This is a genomic window from Reyranella sp. (assembly GCF_965229815.1).
Lineage (GTDB): Bacteria > Pseudomonadota > Alphaproteobacteria > Reyranellales > Reyranellaceae > Reyranella.
In genome coordinates, this window is record NZ_CBDDJN010000001.1 from 39586 (window position 1) to 61219 (window position 21634).

The window sequence follows — 21634 nt, forward strand, 5'->3', positions numbered from 1 at the left end:
CTACTGGCTGACCATGCTCCGGAAGGACTTCCAGGTCTCGGCGGCCTTGATCGCCGCGGCCTGCGGATGCTGGGCGAAGCGCTGGGCGCCGGCAGGGCCGGCGAAGACGTAGAGCTTGCCGCCGATGATCAGCCAGACGGTGGGGTCGGACTCGCGCCGCACGCCGTTCGACATGTTGTTGGCGCAGTTGCCGCCGAACTGAGGCGCGTACTTTTCGGGATCGGCCTTGAACAGGTCGCGATTCTTTGCCGAGGCGAACAGGTAGCGCACGCCGTCGTAGACGTAGTCGTATTCCGCCAGCCCCGCCGTGGGCGTGCCGACCGTGAAATAGGCCACCGGATCGTAGCCCTTCAGCCCGAGCGGCTCGCCTTCTGGGTTGGCCTGCGCGGTCGGACGCGCCCGGGCGAGGACCCCGATGGAGCCTGCCGAGGCGCCGGCGATCGCGGCGAGAGCGAGAAGGGAGAGGACAGGGCGACGCGCGAGCATGAGCGAGATTCCCACGTCAAGGCGGACCACGGGACAGGTCCGCCGGGAGGCTGACTTGGAACCCGAATGGGGCAGCACGACGGCGGCGCGTGAACGAGCGTTCGGACTTGGGTGACCCGCCCGTCCCTCCTATCCGGCCACCATCTGCCGCGGCAGGAAGAGGGCGATGTCCGGCCACAGGGTGAGCATGACCACGCCCAGGCAGAGGAGAGCAAAGAAGGGAACGGACGCCTTGGTGACGGTCCAGATGTCGCGGCCCGTCAGATTCTGCAGGACGTAGAGGTTGAAGCCCACCGGCGGGGTGATCTGCGCCATCTCGACCACCAGCACGATGTAGATGCCGAACCATAGCGGGTCGATCTTCTGTGCGGTGATCATCGGCAGCACGACCGGCGCGGTCAGCACGATCATCGACACGCCGTCGAGGAAGCAGCCGAGCACGATGTAGAGCAGCGTCAGGAAGAAGATCAGGCCGACCGGACTGAGACCGAGCGCGTTCACCCATGCGGCCATCGTCGCCGGCAGGCCGGTGAAGGCCATGGCCATGGTCACGAAGGCCGCGCCGACCAGGATCAGGCCGATCAGGCAGCTCGTCCGCACGGCGCCGAGGAGGCTCTCGCGGAACGTCTCCCACGACAGCGTTCCCGTGGCGGCGGCGAGGACGAGGGCGCCGATGACGCCCATGACCGCGGCTTCCGTCGGCGTGGCGACGCCGCCGTAGATCGAGCCCAGCACGGCCACGATCAGCAGGATGACGGGGATCAGGCGGCGGGCGTTCCACAGCTTATCCGCCAGGCTCATGCGAAGATCGTCGGCCGGAACCTTGGCCGGATTGAAGATGGACCAGATCGCCGTGTAGGCCATGAACAGGCCGATCATCATGAAGCCGGGCAGGAAGCCCGCGATGAACAGGCGGCCGATCGAGACCTGTGCCGTGATGCCGTAGACGATCATCATGATCGACGGCGGGATGAGCAGGCCGAGCGTGCCCGACCCGGCCAGCGTGCCGATCGCCATGCCCTCGTCGTAGCCGCGCTTGCGCAGCTCGGGCATGCTCATGCGGCCGATCGTGGCGCAGGTCACCGACGAGGAGCCCGACACGGCCGCCATCACGCCGCAGCCCAGGATGTTGACGTGCAGCAGGCGGCCGGGCAGCCAGCCGAGCCACGGCGCCAGGCCCTTGAACATGTCCTCGGACAGGCGCGATCGGAACAGGATCTCGCCCATCCAGATGAACAGCGGCAGCGCGGTGAGCGCCCAGCCCCAGCTCGAATCCCACACCGTGCTGGCCAGCAGCGAGCCGGCCGGGGAGGGGGTGAAGAAGAACAGGGCGACGAAGCCCACGATCAGGAGCGTGACGCCGATCCAGACGCCGCTCGCCAGCAGCAGGAAGAGCGTGCCGAGGACGGTGACGGCGAGCAGGGCCTCCGCGCTCACGACGCCGCTCCCTTGGCCGGTGCGGCGGCCGACGCTTCGGCCATGCTCGCGGCGGCCGCCTCGAGTTCTTCACCGATCGCCTGGGCCTCTGCGTCGGCAAAGTCCGGGACCTTGCCACCCAGCGTCTGCACCAACTCGTCGATCAGGCCGATGGACATGATGGTGGCGCCGAGCGCCATGCCGATCTGCGGGATCCAGAAGGGCACCGCCATCAGGCCGGGGCTGGTGTCGCCGAACAGGTAGGAATCGTAGGCCATCTCCCAGGCCTTGTAGGAGAAGAAGGCGAAGGAGATCGCGCCGAGCGCGCAGCACCAGATCTCGATCCAGCGCCGGTGCTCCGGGGCGAAGCGGCCGATCAGCAGGTTGACCCGGATATGGGCGCCGGCGTTCAGCGTGTAGGCGAGACCGAGGAAGGTCGAGGCCGCCATGCAGAAGCCGGAGACCTCTGTCGCATCGAACGTGTAGTTCAGGAACCGGCCGGCGATCTGCGCCACGATGGTGACGCCGATCATCATCAGGAAGAAGGCGGACAGCAGCCCGCTGAACCGGTAGAGGGCATCGAGTGCTGGCCGCATCGCATCACCGTGTCAGGTCAGGGACGCCCGGACCGCGGCGCGGTCCGGGCGATGCCGGTATCAGTTGGTCTTCTGGCCGGCCATGTAGCTGTTGAGCACCGCGACGGCGGGCGGGCTCGCGGTGGCCTTCCACTCGTCGGCCATGGTGGCGCCGACCTTCTTCATCGCCGTGATGACCGCCGGCGGACCGCCCTCGACGGTCATGCCGTTCTTCTTCAGGATGGCCGACTTCTCGTCGCCGGCCGCCTTGCTCAGCTCCCACGAACGCTTGGTGTACGCCTTGGCGGCGTCGGTCACGACCTTCTGCAGATCCGGCGACAGCGCGGCGAAGGCCCGCTTGTTGAAGATCAGCGCGTTCTTGGAAAGGATGGCGCCGACGTCGGTGAAGTACTTGGTGTTGTCCCACGCCTGGATGTCGGTGCCGGTCTGGGCGCTGGTGAACAGCGCCTCGATCAGGCCGGTCGAGAAGGCCTGCGGGATCTCGGCGAACGGCAGGATGGTGGCCTTGAAGCCCAGCAGCGTCGCCATGCGCTGGGTCGCCGTCGAGTAGATGCGGATCTTCTTGTCCTTGAAGTCCTCGACCGTCTTGACCGGGAACTTGGTGTAGAAGCCCTGGCTCGGCCACACCTGATAGCCGGCGATGACCATGCCGGCCTTGTCGAACAGGCCCTTGAAGTAGGGATCCTGCAGCTCCATCAGCTTCCAGGCCTCGTCATAGGTCGAGGCGAGGAACGGCACGCCGTCGAGGATGTACATCGGATCCTCGTTGCCGTAGACGCCAAGCCGGATCTCGCCGCCCTGGACCTGGCCGCGCTGCACCGCCGACTTGATGCTGTCGAGCTTGATCAGGCTGTCGTTGGTGTGAAGCGTGATCTTGAGCTTGCCGCTGCTGCCCTTCTCGACGTCCTCGACCCACTTGCGCAGGTTCTGTGTCATGAAGTTGTTCTCGGGGTAGCCGCTGGCCATGATCCATTGGGTCTGCGCACTGGCCGTGCCGGCAAGGGCGAGGCTCGCGGCGACGATCGCCGCCTTGAGCGCTGACGCCTTTGGAACGAAGCTCATTCTGTCCTCCTGTTTGAAGCGGCTCCGGCCGCAAGTCTGCAACTTCCATGCCACGGATGCCAGCCGCGCCGCGACGTGGCATGGTGCTTGCTGCGAACATTCCTTTGCTTTCAGGGCCTGCAATGAGCGAGTTCATCTTTCCCGTCATCGACCTCGCGCCATGGTACCGCGGCGATGCCGGCCGCGATGCCGTCGCCGAGCGCGTGCGCGAGGCGTGCGAAAGCATCGGCTTCTTCGCCGTGCGCGGTCATCGCGTGCCGTCGGCCCTGATCGAGGAGATGCGTTCGGTTTCGCGCGCCTTCTTCGATCTGCCGGTCGCGGAGAAGGAGAAGGTGGCGCGGCCGCGCCCGGAGCAGAACCGCGCGTGGCATGCCGACGGCACCGAGACCCTGGCGCGTCTTGCAGGCAAGGAGTCGCCACCCGACTACAAGGAAGTCTTCGCCATGGGGCCGCCGGACGTGCCGGCGGACGATCCCTGGTATCATGAGCTGCCCGGCGCCTATCCCAACTACGCGGCCAACCTGTGGCCTGCCGAGCCCGCTTCCTTCGAGCGGACGTGGCGCGCCTACTGGCGCGCGATGGAGGATCTGCAGGACACCGTGGCGCGGATCTTCGCCGTCGCGCTCGACCTGCCGGAGGACTGGTTCGTCCGCCACCTCGACCGTCACTGCAGCATGCTGCGGGCACTGAACTATCCGGCGCAGGCCGAGCGTCCGAAGCCGGGGCAGCTCCGCGCCGGCGAGCACACCGATCTCGGCATGCTGACCATCCTCAAGAACGAGGCGGCCGACGGCGGCCTGCAGGTGCGCGACCTCGCCGGCCGCTGGCACGACGCGCCCGTGGTCGAGGACGGGTTCGTGGTCAACATCGGCGACCTGCTGATGCGCTGGACCAATGATCGCTTCGTCTCGACGATGCACCGCGTCGCCAATCCCGTGCAGGGCGCCGGCGCACGGCGGCTGTCGATCGCCTACTTCGTGGCGCCGAACCACGATTCGCTGATCGAGTGCCTGCCGACCTGCCAGGGGCCGGCGCGCCCCGCGCGCTATCCCGCGACGACCGTCGCCGGCTACCGCAACGAGCGGTTCGCCCGCACCGCGCAGCCTCCCGGCCCGCTCGCCGCCTGACCCGCATCTCCGGCCGGGATCAGGAACCGCCGTTCCTGCCCTGCGCCCGCTCGATCATGCGGTCGGCGATCTCGGCCTCTCCCAGGACGACCAGGTTCGATCCGAGCTTGGCCAGATGCTCGGCGCCGGCGTCGCTGTGGGCCCGCGCGAGGATGTCGAGGTCGGGATTGGCGGCGCGTGCCTGCTGCACGACCTGGCCGGCCTCGAAAGCCTCGGGGATGGTGACGAAAAGCCGGCGCGCGCCGGCGACGTTGGCGGCCGACAGCACGTTCGGATCTGCGGCGTTGCCCGAGTAGGTTTCGGCGCCGTCGGCCCGCGCGCGCTCGATGTTGGCGTCGTTGGTCTCGATGACCACCATCGGCGCCTGCTCGCTGGCGAGCGCGCGGCCGATCAGCGAGCCGACTCGACCGTAGCCGACCAGCACGTCGTGGCCGCTGAGCGTCGTCGGGCGCCACACCGGGGCGGCCGCCGGCGCGGGGCCGTCGGTGGACGCGCCGTCCTCGAGATGGTCGTGGCGCAGACGCTCGGCGAGCATGAAGGTCAGCGGATTGAGGACGATCGACACGATGGCGCCGGCCAGGACGAGGTTGCGCGATTCCGCCGGCACCATCTCGAGCTCTATGCCGAGCCCGATCAGGATGAACGAGAATTCGCCGATCTGCGCCAGGCTGGCCGCGACCGTGAAGGCGGTTCCGGGCGGGCGGCGGAAGGCGCGCACGATCAGGTACGCCGCGAGCGACTTGCCCAGCACGATGATCGCCACGGTGGCGGCGACGGCCAGCGGCGCGTCGACGAACACCGACGGGTCGAGCAGCATGCCCACCGACACGAAGAACAGCACCGCGAAGGCGTCGCGCAGGGGGATCGCTTCCTGGGTCGCCTGCTGGCTGAGGTCGCTCTCGCCCATCACCATGCCGGCGAAGAAGGCGCCGAGCGCGAAGGAGACGCCGAACATCTTGGCGGCGCCGAAGGCCACGCCCAGCGCGATGGCATAGACGGCGAGGCGGAACAGTTCGCGCGACCCGGTATGCGCCGTGTAGTGCATCAGCCAGGGGATCACCCGCCGGCCGACCAGCAGCATGATGGCGACGAAGATCGAGACCTTGGCGAGCGTCACCAGCAGGTAGAAAACGATGCGGGTGGCGGGCACGTCGTCGTTCGCCGTCACCGTCGCGAGTGCCGGGAGAAGCACGAGGGCCAGCACCATCGCGAGGTCCTCGACGACGAGCCAGCCGACCGCGATGCGGCCGCGATTGGTCTCGAGGATATGGCGGTCCTGCAGCGCCCGGATCAGGACCACGGTGCTCGCTACCGACAGGGCGAGGCCGAACACGAAGCCGGCGAGCGGCGGCCAGCCCAGCGTCCAGGCAAGCCCCGCGCCCATCGCCGTTGCGACGGCAATCTGGCCGATCGCGCCCGGCACCGCGATCCGCGCCACCGACATCAGGTCCTTCAGGGAGAAGTGCAGCCCGACGCCGAACATCAGCAGGATGACGCCGATTTCCGCGAGCTCGCTGGCCAGCGCGGGATCGGCCGTGAAGCCGGGCGTGTAGGGACCGACCAGCACGCCGGCGACGAGGTAGCCGACCAGCGGCTGCACGCGCAGGCGATGGGCCACCAGGCCGAGCACGAAGGCGAGCATCAGACCCGCGGCAATGGTGGCGATCAGCGGTGTCTGATGATCAGGCATCGCGATTTCTCTCCGCGGTTCGATACTGGTGATTCCGATTTGGCCGTACGCGCCGGAAATTACAATCACTCCCTTCAAGGAGGAGCCGATCATGAAACGCAGGGATGTTCTGGCCGCGGGCCTCGGGGGTGCCGCCATGCTGTCCGCCGGAGGACCGGCCCGGGCGCAGGCCTTTCCGAGCAAGCCCGTGCGCTGGGTCATCCCCTTCGCCGCCGGCGGCAACTACGACGTCACGTCGCGGCTGGTCGGCGAGGCCATGGGCCAGAAGCTCGGCCAGACCGTGGTGCCCGACAACAAGCCCGGGGCCGGCGGCATCGTCGGCGTCGAGGCCGCGGTCAACGCGCCGGCCGACGGCTACACGGTCGTGATGGGCAGCTTCAGCGTGCTGTGGATCGCGCCCTATCTGGCGGGCAAGCCGTCGATGGTGCCGCTGGTCGCGCCCATCAGCCTGCTGACCACCGTGCCGATGCTGGTGGTCGCCAAGCCGGACGGCCGGTTCGCCGACATGAAGGCGGTGCTGGCCGAGGCCAAGGCGAAGCCCGGCACGGTGACGATCGGCCATGCCGGCAACGGGACGACCAACCACCTCGCCATCCTGCGCCTCCAGGTGAACGAGGGCGTGCAGTTCAACGTCATCCCGTATCGCGGATCGGGACCCGGCCTGAACGACCTGATGGGCGGACAGATCGACCTCTATGTCGACCAGCTCACGACCTCGCTGCCCCACGTCCGGTCGGGCAAGCTGAAGGCGCTGCTGGTGGTCGGGCCGGACCGCATCAGCCAGCTGCCCGACGTGCCGAGCCTCACCGACATCGGCAGCCAGCCGTTCGATGGCGGCACGACGGCCGGCCTGTTCGCGCGCGCCGAGACGCCGCCCGCCGTCCTCGACACGCTGAACGGCGCGGTCGTGGCGGCGCTCAAGGACCCGGAGGTCGCGCGAAAGCTCACCGATCTCGGTGCCGCGGTGCGTCCCAGCACGCGGGCGGAATTCGCCGCCTATCTCAAGGACCAGGAAGGCGGCGCCAGCGCGCTCGTGAAGTCGGGGCTGCTGAAGCGCGAGTGAGGGCGCGCCCTCAGACGTCCTTCATCACGGCCCACAGGTTGGCCTTGCGCTCGAAGCCGATGCCCGGCGCATCGGGCAGCGCGACGCGGCCGTCGACGACCGGGCAGTCGTCGGCGAAGCCGCCGAACGGCGCGAAGACCTGCGGATAGGATTCGTTGCCGCCGCACTGCAGGCCGACCGCGATGTTGAGGGCGAACTGGTGGCCGCCATGCGGCACGCAGCGCCGCGGCGACCAGCCATGGTCCTTCAGCATGTCGCGGGTGCGAAGGTACTCGACCAGCCCGTAGGACAGGGCGGGATCGAACTGCAGGATGTCGCGGTCGGGCCTCAGCCCGCCATGGCGCACGAGGTTGCGGGCGTCCTGCATGGAGAACAGGTTCTCGCCGGTCGCCAGCGGCGGCGCGTACTGGGTGGCGAGCGCGGCGTGCGCCAGGTAGTCGAGCGGGTCGAGCGGCTCCTCGTACCAGCGCAGCCCGTATCCCTCGATCGCCTTGCCGAAGGCGAGCGCGGTCGGCAGGTCGAACTTGCCGTTGACGTCGACGGCCAGGCGCTCGCCGGCGCCGACGATCTTCAACACGGCCTCGATGCGCTTGATGTCCTCGCCGAGCGGCACGCCGCCCACCTTCATCTTCACGCAGGAATAGCCGAGGTCGAGATAGTGCCTCATCTCGTCCTGCAGCCCGTCGAGGTCCTTGCCCGGATAGTAGTAGCCGCCGGCAGCATAGACCCAGGCCCGATCGTCGAAGTTTCCGTCGTTGTAGCGGTCGGCCAGCAGCTTCCACAGCGGCACGCGCCTGGCCTTGGCGACGGCGTCCCACAGCGCCATGTCGAGCACGCCGACCGCGACCGAGCGCTCGCCGTGGCCGCCCGGCTTCTCGTTGGCCATCATCGCGGCCCAGCACCGGGCGGGATCGATCAGCCCCTCGCCGTCCAGCAGGGAGTCGGGCCTGGCGGCGCTGAGCCGCGGGATGAATCGCTCGCGCAGCAGGCCTTCCTGGGCATAGCGGCCGTTGGAGTTGAAGCCGTAGCCGATCACCGGCTTCCCCTCGACCTGCAGGTCGGTCTCGATCGCCACGACCGAGGCCGTCATCTGGCTGAAGTCGATGTAGGCGTTGGCGATGTTGGAGCGGATCGGCGAGACGATGTCGCGGATGGCGACGATGCGCATGGTGTCTCCTTCAGGCGGGCTGCGCGCGGCGGGTCTGCCGCATCAGCAGCCAGGCGGCGATGGCGGCGTTCAGCACGTTCCACGCAATGCCATTGAGGAAGGCGGCGCGGTACGAGCCGGTCCAGTCGAACATCACGCCGCCCATCCAGCCGCCCAGCGCCATGCCGAGCACGGTTGTCGACACGGTGAGGCCGACGCGGGTCGCGGCCTCGCGCGGCGGGAAGTACTCGCGCACGATGATGGCGTAGGACGGCACGATGCCGCCCTGGAACAGGCCGAACAGGATCGAGGCCAGGTAGAGCGACGTGAGGCCGTCGGCGATCAGGTAGACGACCAGGGCCACGCCCTGCAGGGTCGAGCCCAGCAGCAGGGTGGTGACGCCGCCGACGCGGTCGGCGATCCAGCCGGTGGCGACGCGGCTCACGATGCCGAAGCCCAGCATCAGCGACAGCATCTCGGCGCCGCGCGCCACGCCGTAGCCGAGATCGGCGCAGTAGGCGACGATGTGGACCTGCGGCATCGACATGGCGACGCAGCAGCTGATGCCGGCCACCGCCAGCAGCGCCTGGAGCGCGTTGGGCGACAGGCCGAGCGCCGCCTGCGAGCGGCGGGCGACGGAGACGAGGGCGGTCTCCTCGTGGTCCGGCGGCCGGCGGCGCAGGGTGAGCGCCAGCGGGATCATGGTGACGAGGCAGATCGCGGCGATCAGCCAGTAGGTCGAGCGCCAGCCATGGTCGTGGATCAGCGCCTCGACGACGGGCGGCCACAGGGCGCCGGCGATGTAGTTGCCCGAGGCCGCGATGGCGACGGCGACGCCGCGGCGGCGGGCGAACCAGTGCGAGACGTCGGCGACCAGCGGCGCGAAGGTCGCCGCGGCGCTGAAGCCGATCAGGAGCTGGGCGACCGCGAACAGGACCAGCGAGGAGGTGAGCGGCGCCAGCGCGAAGCCCGCCGCCAGGCCGAAGGCGCTGGCGATCGCCGCTACGACGATGCCGCGGCGGTCGACCAGGCGGCCGACCAGCACGCCGCCGGCGAAGAAGCCCACCATGTTGACCGAGTAGGCGAAGGAGATGTCGGCCCGGCTGATGCCGAGATCGGCCTGCACGGCGGGCAAGGCGACGGCCAGGCACCACATGCCGACGCCGCCGACCGTGCTCAGCGCGACGCTGGCGGCCAGGCGCCACCAGGCGTAGCTCGAATCGATGCCGCGCATGGTCCGGCTCAGCCGCCAGCCACGCCCTGCGTGTTGACGTAGAGGGCGTAGAGCGAATGGCTCGCCGCCATGAACAGGCGGTTCCGCCAGCGGCCGCCGAAGCACAGGTTGGCGCAGCGTTCCGGCAGGTCGATGTGGCCGATCGGCTTGCCGGCCGGATCGAACACGCGCACGCCGTCGAGGTCGGGCGTCCCCATGCCCCAGCCGCACCACAGGTTGCCGTCGACGTCGACGCGGAAGCCGTCCGGCGAGCCGCCGGGGCCGGCGTCGATCAGCACCTGGCCCTTGCCCAGCGCCGTGCCGTCGGCGGTGACGTCGTAGGACAGGATGGTGCGATGCGGCTCGGCGCGCGAGGCGACGACGTAGAGCTTCTTCTCGTCGGGCGAGAAGGCGAGCCCGTTGGGGCCGGCAATGTCGTCGGCCACGACCGTGAGCTTGCCGGTAGCGGCGTCGAGCCGATACACGGCCGGCTTGTTCTCGCTGTCCGCCCTGTGGCCCTCGTAGTAGCCCAGGATGCCGAACAACGGATCGGTGAACCAGATCGTGCCGTCCGACTTCACGACGACGTCGTTCGGCGAGTTGAGCGGCTTGCCGTTGTAGGAATCGGCCAGCACCGTGATGGCGCCGTCATACTCGAAGCGCACGACGCGGCGGGCATCGTGCTCGCAGGCGATCAGCCGGCCGCGGCGGTCGCGGGTGTGGCCGTTGGCGTTGTTCGACGGCTTGCGGAAGATCGTGACGTTGCCGGACTCCTCGTCCCAGCGCAGGACGCGGTTGTTCGGAATGTCGCTCCACAGGAGATAGCGGCCGTCGCCGAAATAGACCGGCCCCTCCGACCAGCGGCAGCCGGTATAGAGGCGTTCGACCGAGGCCAGCGGCAGCCGGTACTTGGCGAAGCTCGGATCGAGGACGCGGACGGAAGCGTCGGGATAGCGTTCATTGGGCTGCCACATGGCGTTCCCCCGGATGTTTCATTGTCGGTCGATGCTACAGGGTCGGCCGCGCCGTTCGCGACTCCCGTTTTGTGGGGCAGGATCTAGCGCGCGACGGTGCGGAAGACCTCGACGAAGCGCTCGACATCCTCCTCGTCGTTGTAGACGTGCGGGCTGATCCTGAGCCGGCCGAGCCGCGGCGCGGCGTAGACATTGTGCGCGGCGAGCTTCTTCGGCAGGTCGACGGGCATGCCGCCCGGAAACTGCAGGCTGAGCACGTGCGGCGCCCGGAGCTTGCGGTCGAGCACGCGCACACCGGTATTGGCGAGCCCGTCGGCCAGCCGGTCGGTCAGCATCGAGAGCCGCGCCACGATCGGCTCGTTGCCCCAGTCGGCCATCATTTCCATGCCGACCGCCGCCATCTCCATCGAGATGAAATGGTCGCGCTCGCCCATGTCGTAGCGCCGGGCGCCGTCGGCATAGGCGAGGTCGCGGAAGTAGACCGTGTCCTCGGCCGACACGCCCTTGCGCGCCGGCGCCGGCTGCTCCAGCGGCACGCCGTTCTGGTGGCGCGGCGCCACGTACATGAAGGCGCGCCCGTAGGGACCGAGCACCCACTTGTAGGTCGGGAAGATCAGGAAGTCGGGATCGAGGGTCCTGACGTCGATGCGGCGGACGCCGGCATCGTGGGTGGCATCGACCAGCAGCATGGCGCCGGCGCGGCGCAGCGCGGCGGCGAGGCGCGGCAGGTCGAGCGCGCCACCGTCCGACCAGTGGACCGAGGCGATCGAGGCCAGCGCCAGCGGCGCGGCGCCCGGCCGCTCGATCGCCTCGAGCACGGCCGCCGTCCAGTCGCCGTCCTCGGGCTGCTTCACCGTCTCGACCTCGAAACCGCCGGCCTCGGCGCGGCTCATCCATTCCAGCACCGGCGCGGTGTGGTCGTCCTGCAGGACCAGGATCCGGCTGCCGCGCGGGATCGCCAGTACCTTGCCGGCCGTCGACACGCCGTAGCCCACCGAGGGAATGAGCGCCACGTCGCCGGGCGCCGCGCCGATCAGCGCGGCAGCGGCGGAGCGGGCGCGCTCGTTCTGGCGCGACTGGAAGTCGGCCGGCAGGGTCCAGGGCTGGCCCTTGCGGCCGACGCCGGCGCGACCGGCCTCCTGCACGGCGAGCGGCAACGGGCTCCACGATGCCGCGTTGAGGAAGCACACCTCGCGCGGAATATCGAACAGGGCGCGCTGGCTGGGGAGCATGGGGACCTCTGAGACCGAGACCGGGACGGCGCGCACCCTAGCGCGGCTGTCGTGCGCGCCGCCTGACAATTTCTCGGGGCTGCCCTGCCCGCAGCTTTGGTCGGCCCGCCGCTGGTCATCCCTTCGGCAGCCGATGTCGGGTGCCGGTCAAGTGGGCACATGTGTCGTGCACTTGTGGGCAACCGAGCCGCCGCTTAATGATTTCTTCCGAATTTTGCCTCATTGTCGCCACATGCGGACGCCTTTGTGGGCCGCGACCGTGGCTGGCGGGCAGCACCCGCGCGGACCGTGCGGGGTTGGCGCCCCGGCGGGACGGTCCGATCCTTCGACGTACCGGAGTCCCTGCGATCCGGAGCGTTCTCTTGAAATCGTAGCTGTCTGAGGAGCCGGACAGAGAATGACACCGCCGGATCTCGACCGGACGAACGCACTGTTTCTCGACTTCGACGGGACGCTCCTCGAGATCGCGCCGACGCCGGAGTCCGTCGTGGTGCCGCCGTCGCTGCCTGGCCTGATCGCGGCCCTGCACCGGGCGCTGGGCGGCGCCGTCGCCATCGTGACCGGCCGTTCGATCGCGGTCGTCGACGGCTTCCTCGCGCCTTTCGTCGGCGTCACGGCGGGCGAGCACGGCGCCACGATGCGGTTCGAGGACGGGAGGCGCGAGGACATGCCGCGCGGCATGGCGGTCCCGGAGAGCTGGCGCGACACGCTGCGGGAAGCGGCCGAGCGCTGGCCCGGCGTGCTGGTCGAGCCCAAGCCGCACGGCGTCGCCGTCCACTATCGCCTGGCGCCGGAGCATGGCGAGGAAGTCTGGCGTATGGTGCGCCGCCTCGTGCCGGACGACCATCCGGGATTCCGGCTGATCCCGGCGCGCGAAGCCGTCGAGATCGGGCCGCGCACCACGTCCAAGGGGGTCGCCGTCGAGCGGCTGATGAAGGAAGATCCGTTCCGCGGACGGCGGCCGATCTTCATCGGCGACGACTTCACCGACGAGGCCGGGATGGAGGCCTGCCGCAAGTTCGGCGGCGAGGGCCTGCGCGTCGCCGAGGTGTTCGGCGGCGAGCCGGCGGCGGTTCGTGCCTGGCTGGCGCGCGGCGTCGAGTTGCTGGGCGAGCGCGCTCCGTCGCTGACGGAAACGGCGACGCCATGAAGCGTCTACATGACAGGATCGGAGAACCGGGTAGTTCGGCCCGGCGCCGGTCGCGAGACGGGGAGGAGGGACCATGGCGCGCATCGTGATCGTCTCTAACCGGGTGCCCATTCCCAAGGCCCGCGTCACCGCCGCTGGCGGCCTGGCGGTGGCCCTGCGGGATCTTCTGGTGCCCGGCTCGATGTGGTTCGGGTGGAGCGGCCGGCTGTCCGACGAGCCGTCGCTGCAGCCGGCGCTGGTCGAGGCGCGGGGCGTGACCTACGCCACGATCGACCTGACCCGCGAGGCGCACCGCGCCTTCTACGTCGGCTTCGCCAACGGCGCGCTTTGGCCGCTGCTGCATTTCCGCCTCGGCCTCATGCACTTCCGGCGCGAGGACTATGCCGGCTACCTGGAGGTCAACGCCACCTTCGCAGCCGCGCTGGGCAACGTGCTGCAGCCCGACGACACGGTGTGGGCGCACGACTACCACCTGCTGCCGCTCGGGCGCCTGCTGCGCAAGCAGGGCTTCACCGGCCCGCTCGGCTTCTTCCTGCACGTTCCGTTCGTGCCGCCGTCGATGCTCGAGGCGATGCCCGTCGCCCGCGAGTTGGTCGCCGACCTGTGCAGCTACGACGTGGTCGGCTTCCAGACCGAGGAGCATGCGATCGACTTCCGCGACTGTGCCCATCGCCTGCTCGGCGCCACGGTCGAGGGCGAGTACGTTCGCCTGAACGGCCGCCGCACGCGCGTCTTCGCCGACCCGATCGGCATCGACGCCAGATCCTTTGCCGAGGAGGCCGAGCGGTCGGTGGGCGACAAGCTGGTCCAGCGGGTGTTCGGCAGCCTGTCCGGCCGTGCCCTGGCCATCGGCGTCGACCGCATGGACTATTCCAAGGGCCTGCCCAACCGCTTCGAGGCCTATGGCCGGCTGCTCGAGCGCTATCCCGAGCACCGCAGCCAGATCAGCTTCCTGCAGATCTGCCCGCGCTCGCGCGAGGAAGTCGACGAATACCGGAAGCTGCGCGCCGAGCTCGACCGCCTGACCGGGCGGATCAATGGGCGCTTCTCGGAGTTCGACTGGACGCCGCTGCGCTATTCGACGCGGGCGGCGCCGCGGGCGACCCTGGCCGGCCTCTACCGCATCGCGCGGGTCGGCGTGGTGACGCCGCTGCGCGACGGCATGAACCTGGTCGCCAAGGAGTTCATCGCCGCCCAGCCCGACGAGGATCCCGGCGTGCTGGTCCTGTCGAAGTTCGCCGGCGCCGCGCAGGATCTCGGCGAGGCGCTGATCGTAAATCCCTTCGACCCCGATGCCATCGCCGACGCCATCCACCAGGCGTTGACCATGCCGCTCGAGGAACGCCGCGAGCGGCAGGTGGCGCTCAAGGCCAAGGTTTTCGAGGCCACGGCCAGCGCCTATTGCCAGCGCTTTCTCGACGCGCTGGGCACGTCGATGCCGGCGCTGCAGGCGGCGTAGCGGAAGGCCGCGCCGGACCGTCTCCACCGACAGCGGATCGACGCGTTTCATGGCCATCGTCGACCGTCTGTGCATCGCTGGGTACCGCTCTCTGCGCGACGTGAGGCTGCCGTTCGACCAGCTGACGGTTGTCACCGGCGCCAACGGCAGCGGCAAGTCGAGCCTCTACCGCGCGCTGCGGCTGCTGGCCGACGTGGCCCAGGGCCGGATCATCCCCTCGCTCGCCGTCGAGGGCGGCCTGCAGTCGGCGCTGTGGGCCGGCCCCGAAAACCTGTCGCGCGCCATGAAGCGCGGCGACCAGCCGGTGCAGGGCACGCCCCGCGCCAAGCCGGTCAGCCTGCGGCTGGGCTTCTCCTCCGACGACTATGGCTATGCGATCGATCTCGGCCTGCCGGTGCCCGGCGGGTCGCGCTTCGACAAGGATCCCGTGATCAAGGCCGAGAGCCTCTGGACGGGACCGCTGCTGGGGCGGGCCAACGTCTTCGCGCAGCGGCGCGGCCCGGCCGTCTCGCTGCGCGACGGCGAGGGGGCGTGGCGGGCGGCCGCCACCGACCTCAAGCCTTACGACAGCATGCTGACCCACGCCGCCGATCCGCGCGACGGGATGGAGCTGCTGCTGTTGCGCGAGACGCTGCGCGACTGGCGCTTCTACGACCATTTCCGCACCGATCCCGGGGCGCCGGCGCGCGGCCGCCAGGTCGGCACGCGCACAGAGGTCCTCGCCGCCGACGGCGCCGATCTCGCCGCCGCCATCGTCACCATCCAGGAGGTCGGCGCCGGCGAGAGGCTGGCGGCCGCCATCGCCGACGCCTTCCCGGGCGGTTCGGTCGAGGTCCGGGACGTCGACGGCACCTTCGCCGTCGAGATGCGCCAGCACGGCCTGCTGCGGCCGCTGGGCGCGGCCGAGCTGTCCGACGGCACGCTGCGCTACCTTCTCCTGGTCGCGGCGCTGCTGTCGCCGCGGCCGCCGTCGCTGATGATCCTCAACGAGCCGGAGACCAGCCTGCATCCCGACCTGCTGCCGCCGCTCGCGCGCCTGATCGCGGCGGCGGCGAAGCGCTCGCAGGTCGTGGTCGTGTCGCATGCCGCGAGCCTCGTCTCGGCGCTCGAGACGGTGGGCGCGCGCCGCATCGTCCTCGAGAAGCAGCTCGGCGAGACCGTCGCGGCCGGCGAGGAGCGGTTAACCTGGAACTGGCCGTCGCGATGACGCCCAGCATCACCACATCGTCTGGGCGGCGCGGCCCGGCCATTCGCGGTCGTAGCGCTCGCCGCCGACCCGATCGTCGCTGAGCGCCGCCAGGATCTGGCCGGCGCTGGGCAGGCTCTTCGGATCGACGTGTCGGGCCGGGTCCCACACTTCGGAGCGCACCAGCGCGCGGGCGCACTGGAAGTAGACCGAGTCGACCGTGATCGCCATGACCGATCGCGGCGCCTTGTCCTCGACCGCGAACGAAGCCAGCAGCTCGGGCGCGACGCTGAGCCGGGCGCGGCCGTTGACGCGAAGCGTGTTGCCGACGCCCGGGATCATGAACAGGAGCGCCACGCGCGGATCGCGCACGACGTTGCGCAGCGAATCGATGCGGTTGTTGCCGCGCCGGTCCGGCAGCATCAGGGTCTTCTCGTCGTGGATGCGCACGAAGCCCGGCCTGTCGCCGCGCGGCGAGCAGTCGAGGCCCTCGGGCCCCGAGGTCGCGAGCGCGCAGTAGGGCGAGGCCTCGATATAGGCCCGGTAGTGCGGCGTGATCCAGTCGACTTCCTTCACGGTCGAGGCCTCGACCGGGACGCCGTAGAGGGATTCGAGCTCGGCGACCGAGGTCACGAGATGCGAGGCGAGGACGCTGTCGGGCATATTGGAACTGCCTATTTCAGGGACGCGCGGAAAGTCAGTGTCTCAAGGTGCAATACGTTTTCTAACGGCGGCGACAAAGTGAAGAGTCTTGGTCGCTCGGAAAAGTCGTAGAGGCGATATAATCGGAACGCATCCGGCCTTTCGCGGGAAACTTCATTCTCGTTTCTTGTCAGATAGAAGGGTGTCGTGCCGCCGCCACGAGTCGTCTTGACTTCGATCCAGCGCTCCGCGCCTGAGGGCTCGTAGGAGAGGATGTCATAGCCAAGTCCGTCACCGTAGTCTTGGGACACCCAACGGACTTGCTTTGCAAGATCACCGCGGGCGGCCCTGTCTAACTTTTCGCGCTCGTGGGCGAGGACCAGTTTCTCGCCGGCTAACCCCAATACGCGGTTACGCTCATCGCGTAGCGCAGGGTCGAACTTGCGGGCCACACGCTCAAAAGCCTGCTTTGCGTGCAGGTTCAAGGACGGGGTGATGGGCGGTGCTTCCTCGAAGAGAGTCTGGACTTCGCTGAATTCCCTGCTCGGTCCAGGTTCGAACGGTACGGGGTCGGGGTGACCTTGAAGATATCTGCCTATGGCATGAGCGATGGCACCTTGAAAATTCCATCGCGGCAGATAGCCCTTGATTCGAGGAAGGCCGAGGCTGGTCAGCACCGCTGAAATGTTCTGGTGCTTGAATTCAATGGAACCGTTCGACCGGCCGATGCGCTCCATAAGAGCTCTGCGATAGGCGGCTTTGTTGGGCCGGCTTCCTGATTGCTCTTCTCTTAGTATCGCGAAGTAGTCGGCGACAATCTGGTCGAGTTCGGCGCTCGACCAATCCCTGCCGGTTGCGCTGTCGTCGACCATTCAAGTCGGCCGATCAATCCCAGCGCGCCGGCGAGGTGCCGAGCGGCTCGGGTGGGCGGGCGAAATAGGGCGGCGTGCGGTCGAGCTGCACCACCGGCCGAAGATGGCGCAGATGGCCGAACGGCCCGTCGCTTTCCATGAAGAGGCGCGCGAGCTCGGGCTCGGGCAGTTCCTTCAGGCCCTGCTCGGGGGCGACCGTGCCGAGGCTCGCCAGCCAGTGCGCGACCTGCACCAGCGACACGCGCACCAGCCACGAGCCGCCCTGCTCGACGCGACGGGCCAGCCCGACCATGGCGCCGAGCGCCGCGAGGTAGCCCGCGATGTAGTCGAGGGCCTGGACCGGCAGGTTGCGCGGCTCGGCCGGCGAGCCCTGGACGGAGGTGAGGCCGGTGACGTTCTGCACGATCGAATCGAAGCCGCGCCGCTCGGCCCACGGACCCTCGTGGCCATAGGCGCAGATGCTGACGCAGACGATGCCCGGCCGCAGCGCCGCGACCTGCTCGGGCGCGAAGCCGCGCCGCGCCACGGTGCCGGGGCGGTAGCCCTGGGTGAAGACGTCGGCGCCCTTCAGCAGGGCCTGCATCGTCGCCACGCCGTCCGGCCGGGTGAGGTCGACCCAGGCGCAGCGCTTGCCGTGGCCGGTGTCCATCAGGATCTCGGTCTGGTACGGCAGGTGCGGGGCGCAAACGTGCAGCACGTCGGCGCCGTTCTCGGCCAGCACGCGGCCGCTGGTCGGCCCGGCCAGGACGCGCGTGAGGTCGAGGACGCGCACACCGCTCAGAGGACGGGGCCCGTCGGGTAGCGGGCGCGCCGGCGCCTCGCCGATCTTCACGATGTCGACCAGAGGGAGGCCGGCGACGGCGATGCCGTGCGGATGGGCGTTCCATTCGTCACGGCTGCGGACCAGGCCGCCGACGCAGCCGCCCTCGGCGATCGCCTGCTCGATGGCGAGCCCGTCCCAGCGCGCCACGGCCTCGGCCAGCGCCTCGCGCGTCGCGGCGGCGGCCCCGGCGATGCGCAGCGCGCCGTCGCGATGGTGTGGATGGTTGGTGTGCAGGAACATCACGCGGCCGTCGCGCGTCGGGTAGTGGCCGGCGAGCGGATCCCACGACACCGGCTTCCGGCCGTCCTGCAGCACGTAGGTGTTCGACCGCAGCGACGCGGCGGCGGCGTGACGATCGACCGTCACGGCCTGCGCCGTCCCGGTCCTGAGCCGCCAGAGGTCGGAGACGGCGAGCCCCACGGCGCCCAGGGCGGCCGCCCCGGCCTCGGCGACCCGCCACGGCGTGACGAACACCGGATCAGCACCGCCGGTCAGGGTGAGCGAATCGTCGGCGCGCCGCTCGCGGCCGAGCTGGGCCAGGATCGCGTGGGCAAGCGCCCCGCTCACGTCCCGGCCATGATGCGCGTGAGCACCGCCATCAGCTCCTGCGGGCAGGTGATGTGCGGGTTGTGGCTGGCGTCCATCTCGTGGTGCGTCCAGCCGGCTTCGGCCTTGGCCCGCTCGCTGAACTGGCGGAAGACGTCGCCCGGCCCGTTGCGCTTGGCGTAGATGTAGGCGCGCGGCGGCGGCGGGGCGGTGGAGATGAGCTCGATCTTCTGCTCGAAGGTGCGGATCGGCTGCGGCCTGCGGCGAGGCGTCGCCCAGGCGGCGTCCTCCGGTGCGGTGTCGGGCGGCATCGGGTTGACCGGGAGCTGCCAGCCATCGCCGCTCTTGGCGGCGCCGGCCCGCATGTTGGCCTCGGCCTTCGGTCCCACCAGGTCGAACAGGCTCTCGCCGTTGCGCGGCACGAAAGCATCGACATAGACGACGCGGGCGATGCGGTCGCGCATCCGGTCGACGACCCCGGTCGCGACCATGCCGCCATAGGAATGGCCGACCAGGACGACGTCCGTCAGGTCCTCGAACTCGAGCTCGGATGCGACATCGGCGACATGGGTCGAGAGGCCGATCTCGGAATTGGCCAGATGTGCGCGGGCGCCGAGCCCGGTATAGGTTGGCGCGTAGAACTCATGTCCGGCGGCGCGCAACAAGGGTCGCATCTTCCGCCACGCCCACGCAGCCGACCATGCACCGTGTGCCAGAACGATCGTCGCCATATGCCCCCCTTGATGCTGGCTAATCCCTGACAGGGGTGCTACTACGAATTACTCGCAATGGCACCCGAACCAACCATAGCACTGGGCGACGCGCACGTCGGCTTTCGCGGTCGTATCCACGCCGTCTCGGTCGACACCAGGATCACCAGCCTGCCTGCGCAGGAGCTCGAACGGCGGCTGATTGAGCTGGGCTTCGTCGAGGGGGCGGCCGTCGAGCTGCTGCACCAGGGACTGTTCGGCGGCGACCCGATCGCCGTGCGCGTTGCCGACACGACGATCGCGCTGCGCCGGCGCGAGGCGATGGCCATCAAGGTCACGGCGGTGCCGCCCTCATGAACGTGGCCGTCGCGGTTGCCCCCGTCGTTGCGCTGGTCGGCAATCCCAATTGCGGCAAGACCGCCCTGTTCAACGCCCTGACCGGCAGCCGCCAGAAGGTCGCGAACTATCCCGGCGTCACCGTCGAGAAGAAGATCGGCAGCATCACCACGCCGGGCGGCCGCGCGATCCGCGTCGTCGACCTGCCGGGCACCTACTCGTTGCGCGCGCGCTCGCCCGACGAGGAGATCACCCGCGACGTCGTGCTCGGCAAGCTGGCCGGCGAGATCGTCCCCGACCTGATCGTCTGCGTCGCCGACGCCTCGAACCTTCGCCTCGCCCTGCGCCTCGTGCTCGAGCTGAAGCGCGTCGGCCGGCCGGTGATGATGTCGCTCAACATGATGGACATCGCCCGCCGCCGCGGCATCGAGATCGATGTCGACCGTCTGTCGCGGGAGCTGGGCGTGCCCGTCGTCGAATCGGTGGCGGTGCGCCGGGGCGGAGTCGACGCCCTGCTGGCCGCGGTCGACCGCGGTCTCGCCGCGACGCCGTCGGCGAGCACCGCCGACTGGCATCCGCCCGACGCGGCGGGCCTGCGCGTGGGCCAGCGCGAGGCCGACCGGCTGCTGGCGGCGGTGGTCCGCGGGCCGGGCCAGCGCGATGCGCTCACCGCGCGCGTCGATTCCGTCCTGCTGCATCCGGCCGCCGGCCTGATCGTGCTCCTGCTCATCTTGTTCGTCATGTTCCAGGCGGTGTTCGCCTGGGCGGAGCCGGCGATGGACGCGATCGAGGCGGGCTTCGCCTGGCTCGGCCAGGCGGTCGAGGCGGCGCCTCTGCCGGAGCTGCTCCAGAGCTTCCTCAAGGACGGGCTGATCGGCGGCGTCGGCAGCGTGCTGGTCTTCCTGCCGCAGATCGTCATCCTGTTCTTCTTCATCCTGGTGCTGGAAGACCTGGGCTACATGGCGCGGGCGGCGTTCCTGATGGACCGCATCATGGGCGGCGCCGGCCTGCACGGCCGCGCCTTCATTCCGCTCCTGTCGTCCTTCGCCTGCGCCATCCCGGGCATCATGTCGACGCGCGTCATCGACGACCGCCGCGACCGGCTGACCACCATCCTGGTGGCGCCGCTGATGACCTGCTCGGCGCGCATTCCCGTCTACACGCTGATCATCGGCGCCTTCATCCCGGAGCGCGAGGTCTGGGGCTTCGTCGGCCTGCAGGGGCTGGTCATGTTCGGCCTCTACGCCACCGGCATCGTGGGCGCGCTGGCCGTCTCCTTCGTGCTGAAGCGCATCATCTGGCGCGACACGCCGGGCGAACCCTTCATGCTCGAGCTGCCGGACTACAAGCTGCCGCGGATCAAGAGCCTGGCCATCGGCCTGTGGACGCGCGCCGCCATCTTCGTGAAGCGCGCCGGCACGACCATCCTCGCCATGATGGTGCTGATCTGGATCCTCGCGTCCTTCCCGCAGCCGCCGGACGGCGCGACCGAGCCCGCCATCAGCTACAGCCTGGCGGCGATGATCGGCTCGGCCATCCAGCCGCTCACCGAGCCGCTCGGCTTCAACTGGCAGATCAACGTCGCCCTGATCCCGGGCATGGCCGCCCGCGAGGTCGCGGTCGGCTCGCTCGGCACGATCTACTCGATCGCGGGCGGCGAGGATGCCGCCGACAAGATCGGCCAGGCGCTGCTCGCACACTGGAGCCTCGGCACCGCGCTGGCGCTGCTCGCCTGGTACGTGTTCGCGCCGCAATGCGCCTCGACGCTGGCCGTCATCCGGCGCGAGACGGGCGGCTGGAAGTGGATGTGGGTGACGTTCGGCTACATGCTTCTGCTGGCCTATGCCGCCGCCCTGGTGACCTACCAGGTCGCCCGCGCGCTGGGAGCCGGCTGACGGAGACCG

The 21634-nt window shown here is 69.6% G+C and carries 20 protein-coding genes; 7 read left to right on the forward strand and 13 right to left on the reverse strand.

Annotation, left to right across the window (positions count from 1 at the left end):
- The 4 genes from ACO073_RS00210 to ACO073_RS00225 form a co-directional block, all read right to left on the reverse strand.
- On the reverse strand, positions 1 to 486 hold the full coding sequence (locus tag ACO073_RS00210; RefSeq protein ID WP_421994046.1) for a YHS domain-containing (seleno)protein: 486 nt from the start codon (positions 484 to 486) through the stop codon (positions 1 to 3).
- A gap of 129 nt (positions 487 to 615) precedes the next feature.
- Positions 616 to 1923, reverse strand: coding sequence for a TRAP transporter large permease (locus tag ACO073_RS00215; RefSeq protein ID WP_421994048.1), 1308 nt, complete (start codon positions 1921 to 1923; stop codon positions 616 to 618).
- Entirely contained in the window at positions 1920 to 2498 is a 579-nt protein-coding gene (locus ACO073_RS00220; RefSeq protein WP_421994050.1) for a TRAP transporter small permease, read from the reverse strand. Before ACO073_RS00220 ends, ACO073_RS00215 begins: the two co-directional genes overlap by 4 nt.
- Before the next feature lie 60 nt (positions 2499 to 2558).
- Positions 2559 to 3560, reverse strand: a complete 1002-nt coding sequence (locus ACO073_RS00225; RefSeq protein WP_421994052.1) for a TRAP transporter substrate-binding protein — start codon at positions 3558 to 3560, stop codon at positions 2559 to 2561.
- A gap of 122 nt (positions 3561 to 3682) precedes the next feature.
- On the opposite strand from ACO073_RS00225, the gene ACO073_RS00230 reads away from it, so the two are divergent.
- The gene (locus tag ACO073_RS00230; protein WP_421994054.1) at positions 3683 to 4687 is read left to right on the forward strand and encodes an isopenicillin N synthase family dioxygenase; all 1005 of its coding nucleotides are present in this window, start codon (positions 3683 to 3685) and stop codon (positions 4685 to 4687) included.
- Between the two features lie 19 nt (positions 4688 to 4706).
- Here the strand turns inward: ACO073_RS00230 and ybaL are convergent, their stop codons facing one another.
- Complete coding sequence (gene ybaL, locus ACO073_RS00235; RefSeq protein WP_421994056.1) at positions 4707 to 6377, reverse strand: YbaL family putative K(+) efflux transporter; 1671 nt, start codon at positions 6375 to 6377, stop codon at positions 4707 to 4709.
- 91 nt (positions 6378 to 6468) lie between these two features.
- Here ybaL and ACO073_RS00240 point away from each other — a divergent pair, with 91 nt between their 5' ends.
- Positions 6469 to 7440, forward strand: coding sequence for a Bug family tripartite tricarboxylate transporter substrate binding protein (locus ACO073_RS00240; protein ID WP_421994058.1), 972 nt, complete (start codon positions 6469 to 6471; stop codon positions 7438 to 7440).
- Between the two features lie 10 nt (positions 7441 to 7450).
- Here ACO073_RS00240 and ACO073_RS00245 read toward each other — a convergent pair whose 3' ends face one another.
- From ACO073_RS00245 to ACO073_RS00260, 4 genes are all read right to left on the reverse strand, one after another.
- Positions 7451 to 8608, reverse strand: coding sequence for a mandelate racemase/muconate lactonizing enzyme family protein (locus ACO073_RS00245; RefSeq protein WP_421994060.1), 1158 nt, complete (start codon positions 8606 to 8608; stop codon positions 7451 to 7453).
- 10 nt (positions 8609 to 8618) lie between these two features.
- Positions 8619 to 9821, reverse strand: coding sequence for an MFS transporter (locus ACO073_RS00250; protein ID WP_421994062.1), 1203 nt, complete (start codon positions 9819 to 9821; stop codon positions 8619 to 8621).
- An 8-nt stretch (positions 9822 to 9829) separates the two neighbouring features.
- Positions 9830 to 10774, reverse strand: a complete 945-nt coding sequence (locus ACO073_RS00255) for an SMP-30/gluconolactonase/LRE family protein (protein WP_421994064.1) — start codon at positions 10772 to 10774, stop codon at positions 9830 to 9832.
- An 83-nt stretch (positions 10775 to 10857) separates the two neighbouring features.
- Positions 10858 to 12006, reverse strand: a complete 1149-nt coding sequence (locus ACO073_RS00260; RefSeq protein ID WP_421994066.1) for an aminotransferase class V-fold PLP-dependent enzyme — start codon at positions 12004 to 12006, stop codon at positions 10858 to 10860.
- A 397-nt stretch (positions 12007 to 12403) separates the two neighbouring features.
- Between ACO073_RS00260 and otsB the strand changes: the two genes are divergently transcribed.
- The 3 genes from otsB to ACO073_RS00275 all read left to right on the forward strand — a co-directional run bounded on the left by otsB (position 12404) and on the right by ACO073_RS00275 (position 15822).
- Positions 12404 to 13156 (forward strand): trehalose-phosphatase, encoded by a 753-nt coding sequence (otsB, locus tag ACO073_RS00265; protein ID WP_421994068.1) that lies wholly within the window; start codon positions 12404 to 12406, stop codon positions 13154 to 13156.
- A gap of 73 nt (positions 13157 to 13229) precedes the next feature.
- Positions 13230 to 14615 (forward strand): alpha,alpha-trehalose-phosphate synthase (UDP-forming), encoded by a 1386-nt coding sequence (locus ACO073_RS00270; RefSeq protein WP_421994070.1) that lies wholly within the window; start codon positions 13230 to 13232, stop codon positions 14613 to 14615.
- Between the two features lie 55 nt (positions 14616 to 14670).
- On the forward strand, positions 14671 to 15822 hold the full coding sequence (locus ACO073_RS00275) for an AAA family ATPase (protein WP_421994124.1): 1152 nt from the start codon (positions 14671 to 14673) through the stop codon (positions 15820 to 15822).
- Between the two features lie 9 nt (positions 15823 to 15831).
- Here ACO073_RS00275 and ACO073_RS00280 read toward each other — a convergent pair whose 3' ends face one another.
- The 4 genes from ACO073_RS00280 to ACO073_RS00295 are packed head-to-tail and all read right to left on the reverse strand — an operon-like array spanning position 15832 to position 19415.
- Positions 15832 to 16464: a pyridoxamine 5'-phosphate oxidase family protein gene (locus ACO073_RS00280; protein ID WP_421994072.1), complete on the reverse strand. Its 633-nt coding sequence runs from the start codon at positions 16462 to 16464 to the stop codon at positions 15832 to 15834.
- An 11-nt stretch (positions 16465 to 16475) separates the two neighbouring features.
- On the reverse strand, positions 16476 to 17315 hold the full coding sequence (locus tag ACO073_RS00285) for a DUF3883 domain-containing protein (RefSeq protein ID WP_421994074.1): 840 nt from the start codon (positions 17313 to 17315) through the stop codon (positions 16476 to 16478).
- Between the two features lie 13 nt (positions 17316 to 17328).
- Positions 17329 to 18705 carry a CoA transferase gene (locus tag ACO073_RS00290; RefSeq protein WP_421994076.1) on the reverse strand — a complete coding sequence of 459 codons (1377 nt, stop codon included), beginning with the start codon at positions 18703 to 18705 and terminating at the stop codon, positions 17329 to 17331.
- Positions 18702 to 19415 carry an alpha/beta fold hydrolase gene (locus ACO073_RS00295; RefSeq protein WP_421994078.1) on the reverse strand — a complete coding sequence of 238 codons (714 nt, stop codon included), beginning with the start codon at positions 19413 to 19415 and terminating at the stop codon, positions 18702 to 18704. The genes ACO073_RS00290 and ACO073_RS00295 overlap by 4 nt, the downstream gene beginning before the upstream one ends.
- A 57-nt stretch (positions 19416 to 19472) precedes the next feature.
- Between ACO073_RS00295 and ACO073_RS00300 the strand changes: the two genes are divergently transcribed.
- Positions 19473 to 19751, forward strand: coding sequence for a FeoA family protein (locus ACO073_RS00300; RefSeq protein ID WP_421994080.1), 279 nt, complete (start codon positions 19473 to 19475; stop codon positions 19749 to 19751).
- Positions 19748 to 21625 carry a ferrous iron transport protein B gene (feoB, locus tag ACO073_RS00305; RefSeq protein ID WP_421994082.1) on the forward strand — a complete coding sequence of 626 codons (1878 nt, stop codon included), beginning with the start codon at positions 19748 to 19750 and terminating at the stop codon, positions 21623 to 21625. Before ACO073_RS00300 ends, feoB begins: the two co-directional genes overlap by 4 nt.
- Positions 21626 to 21634: the final 9 nt, after the last annotated feature.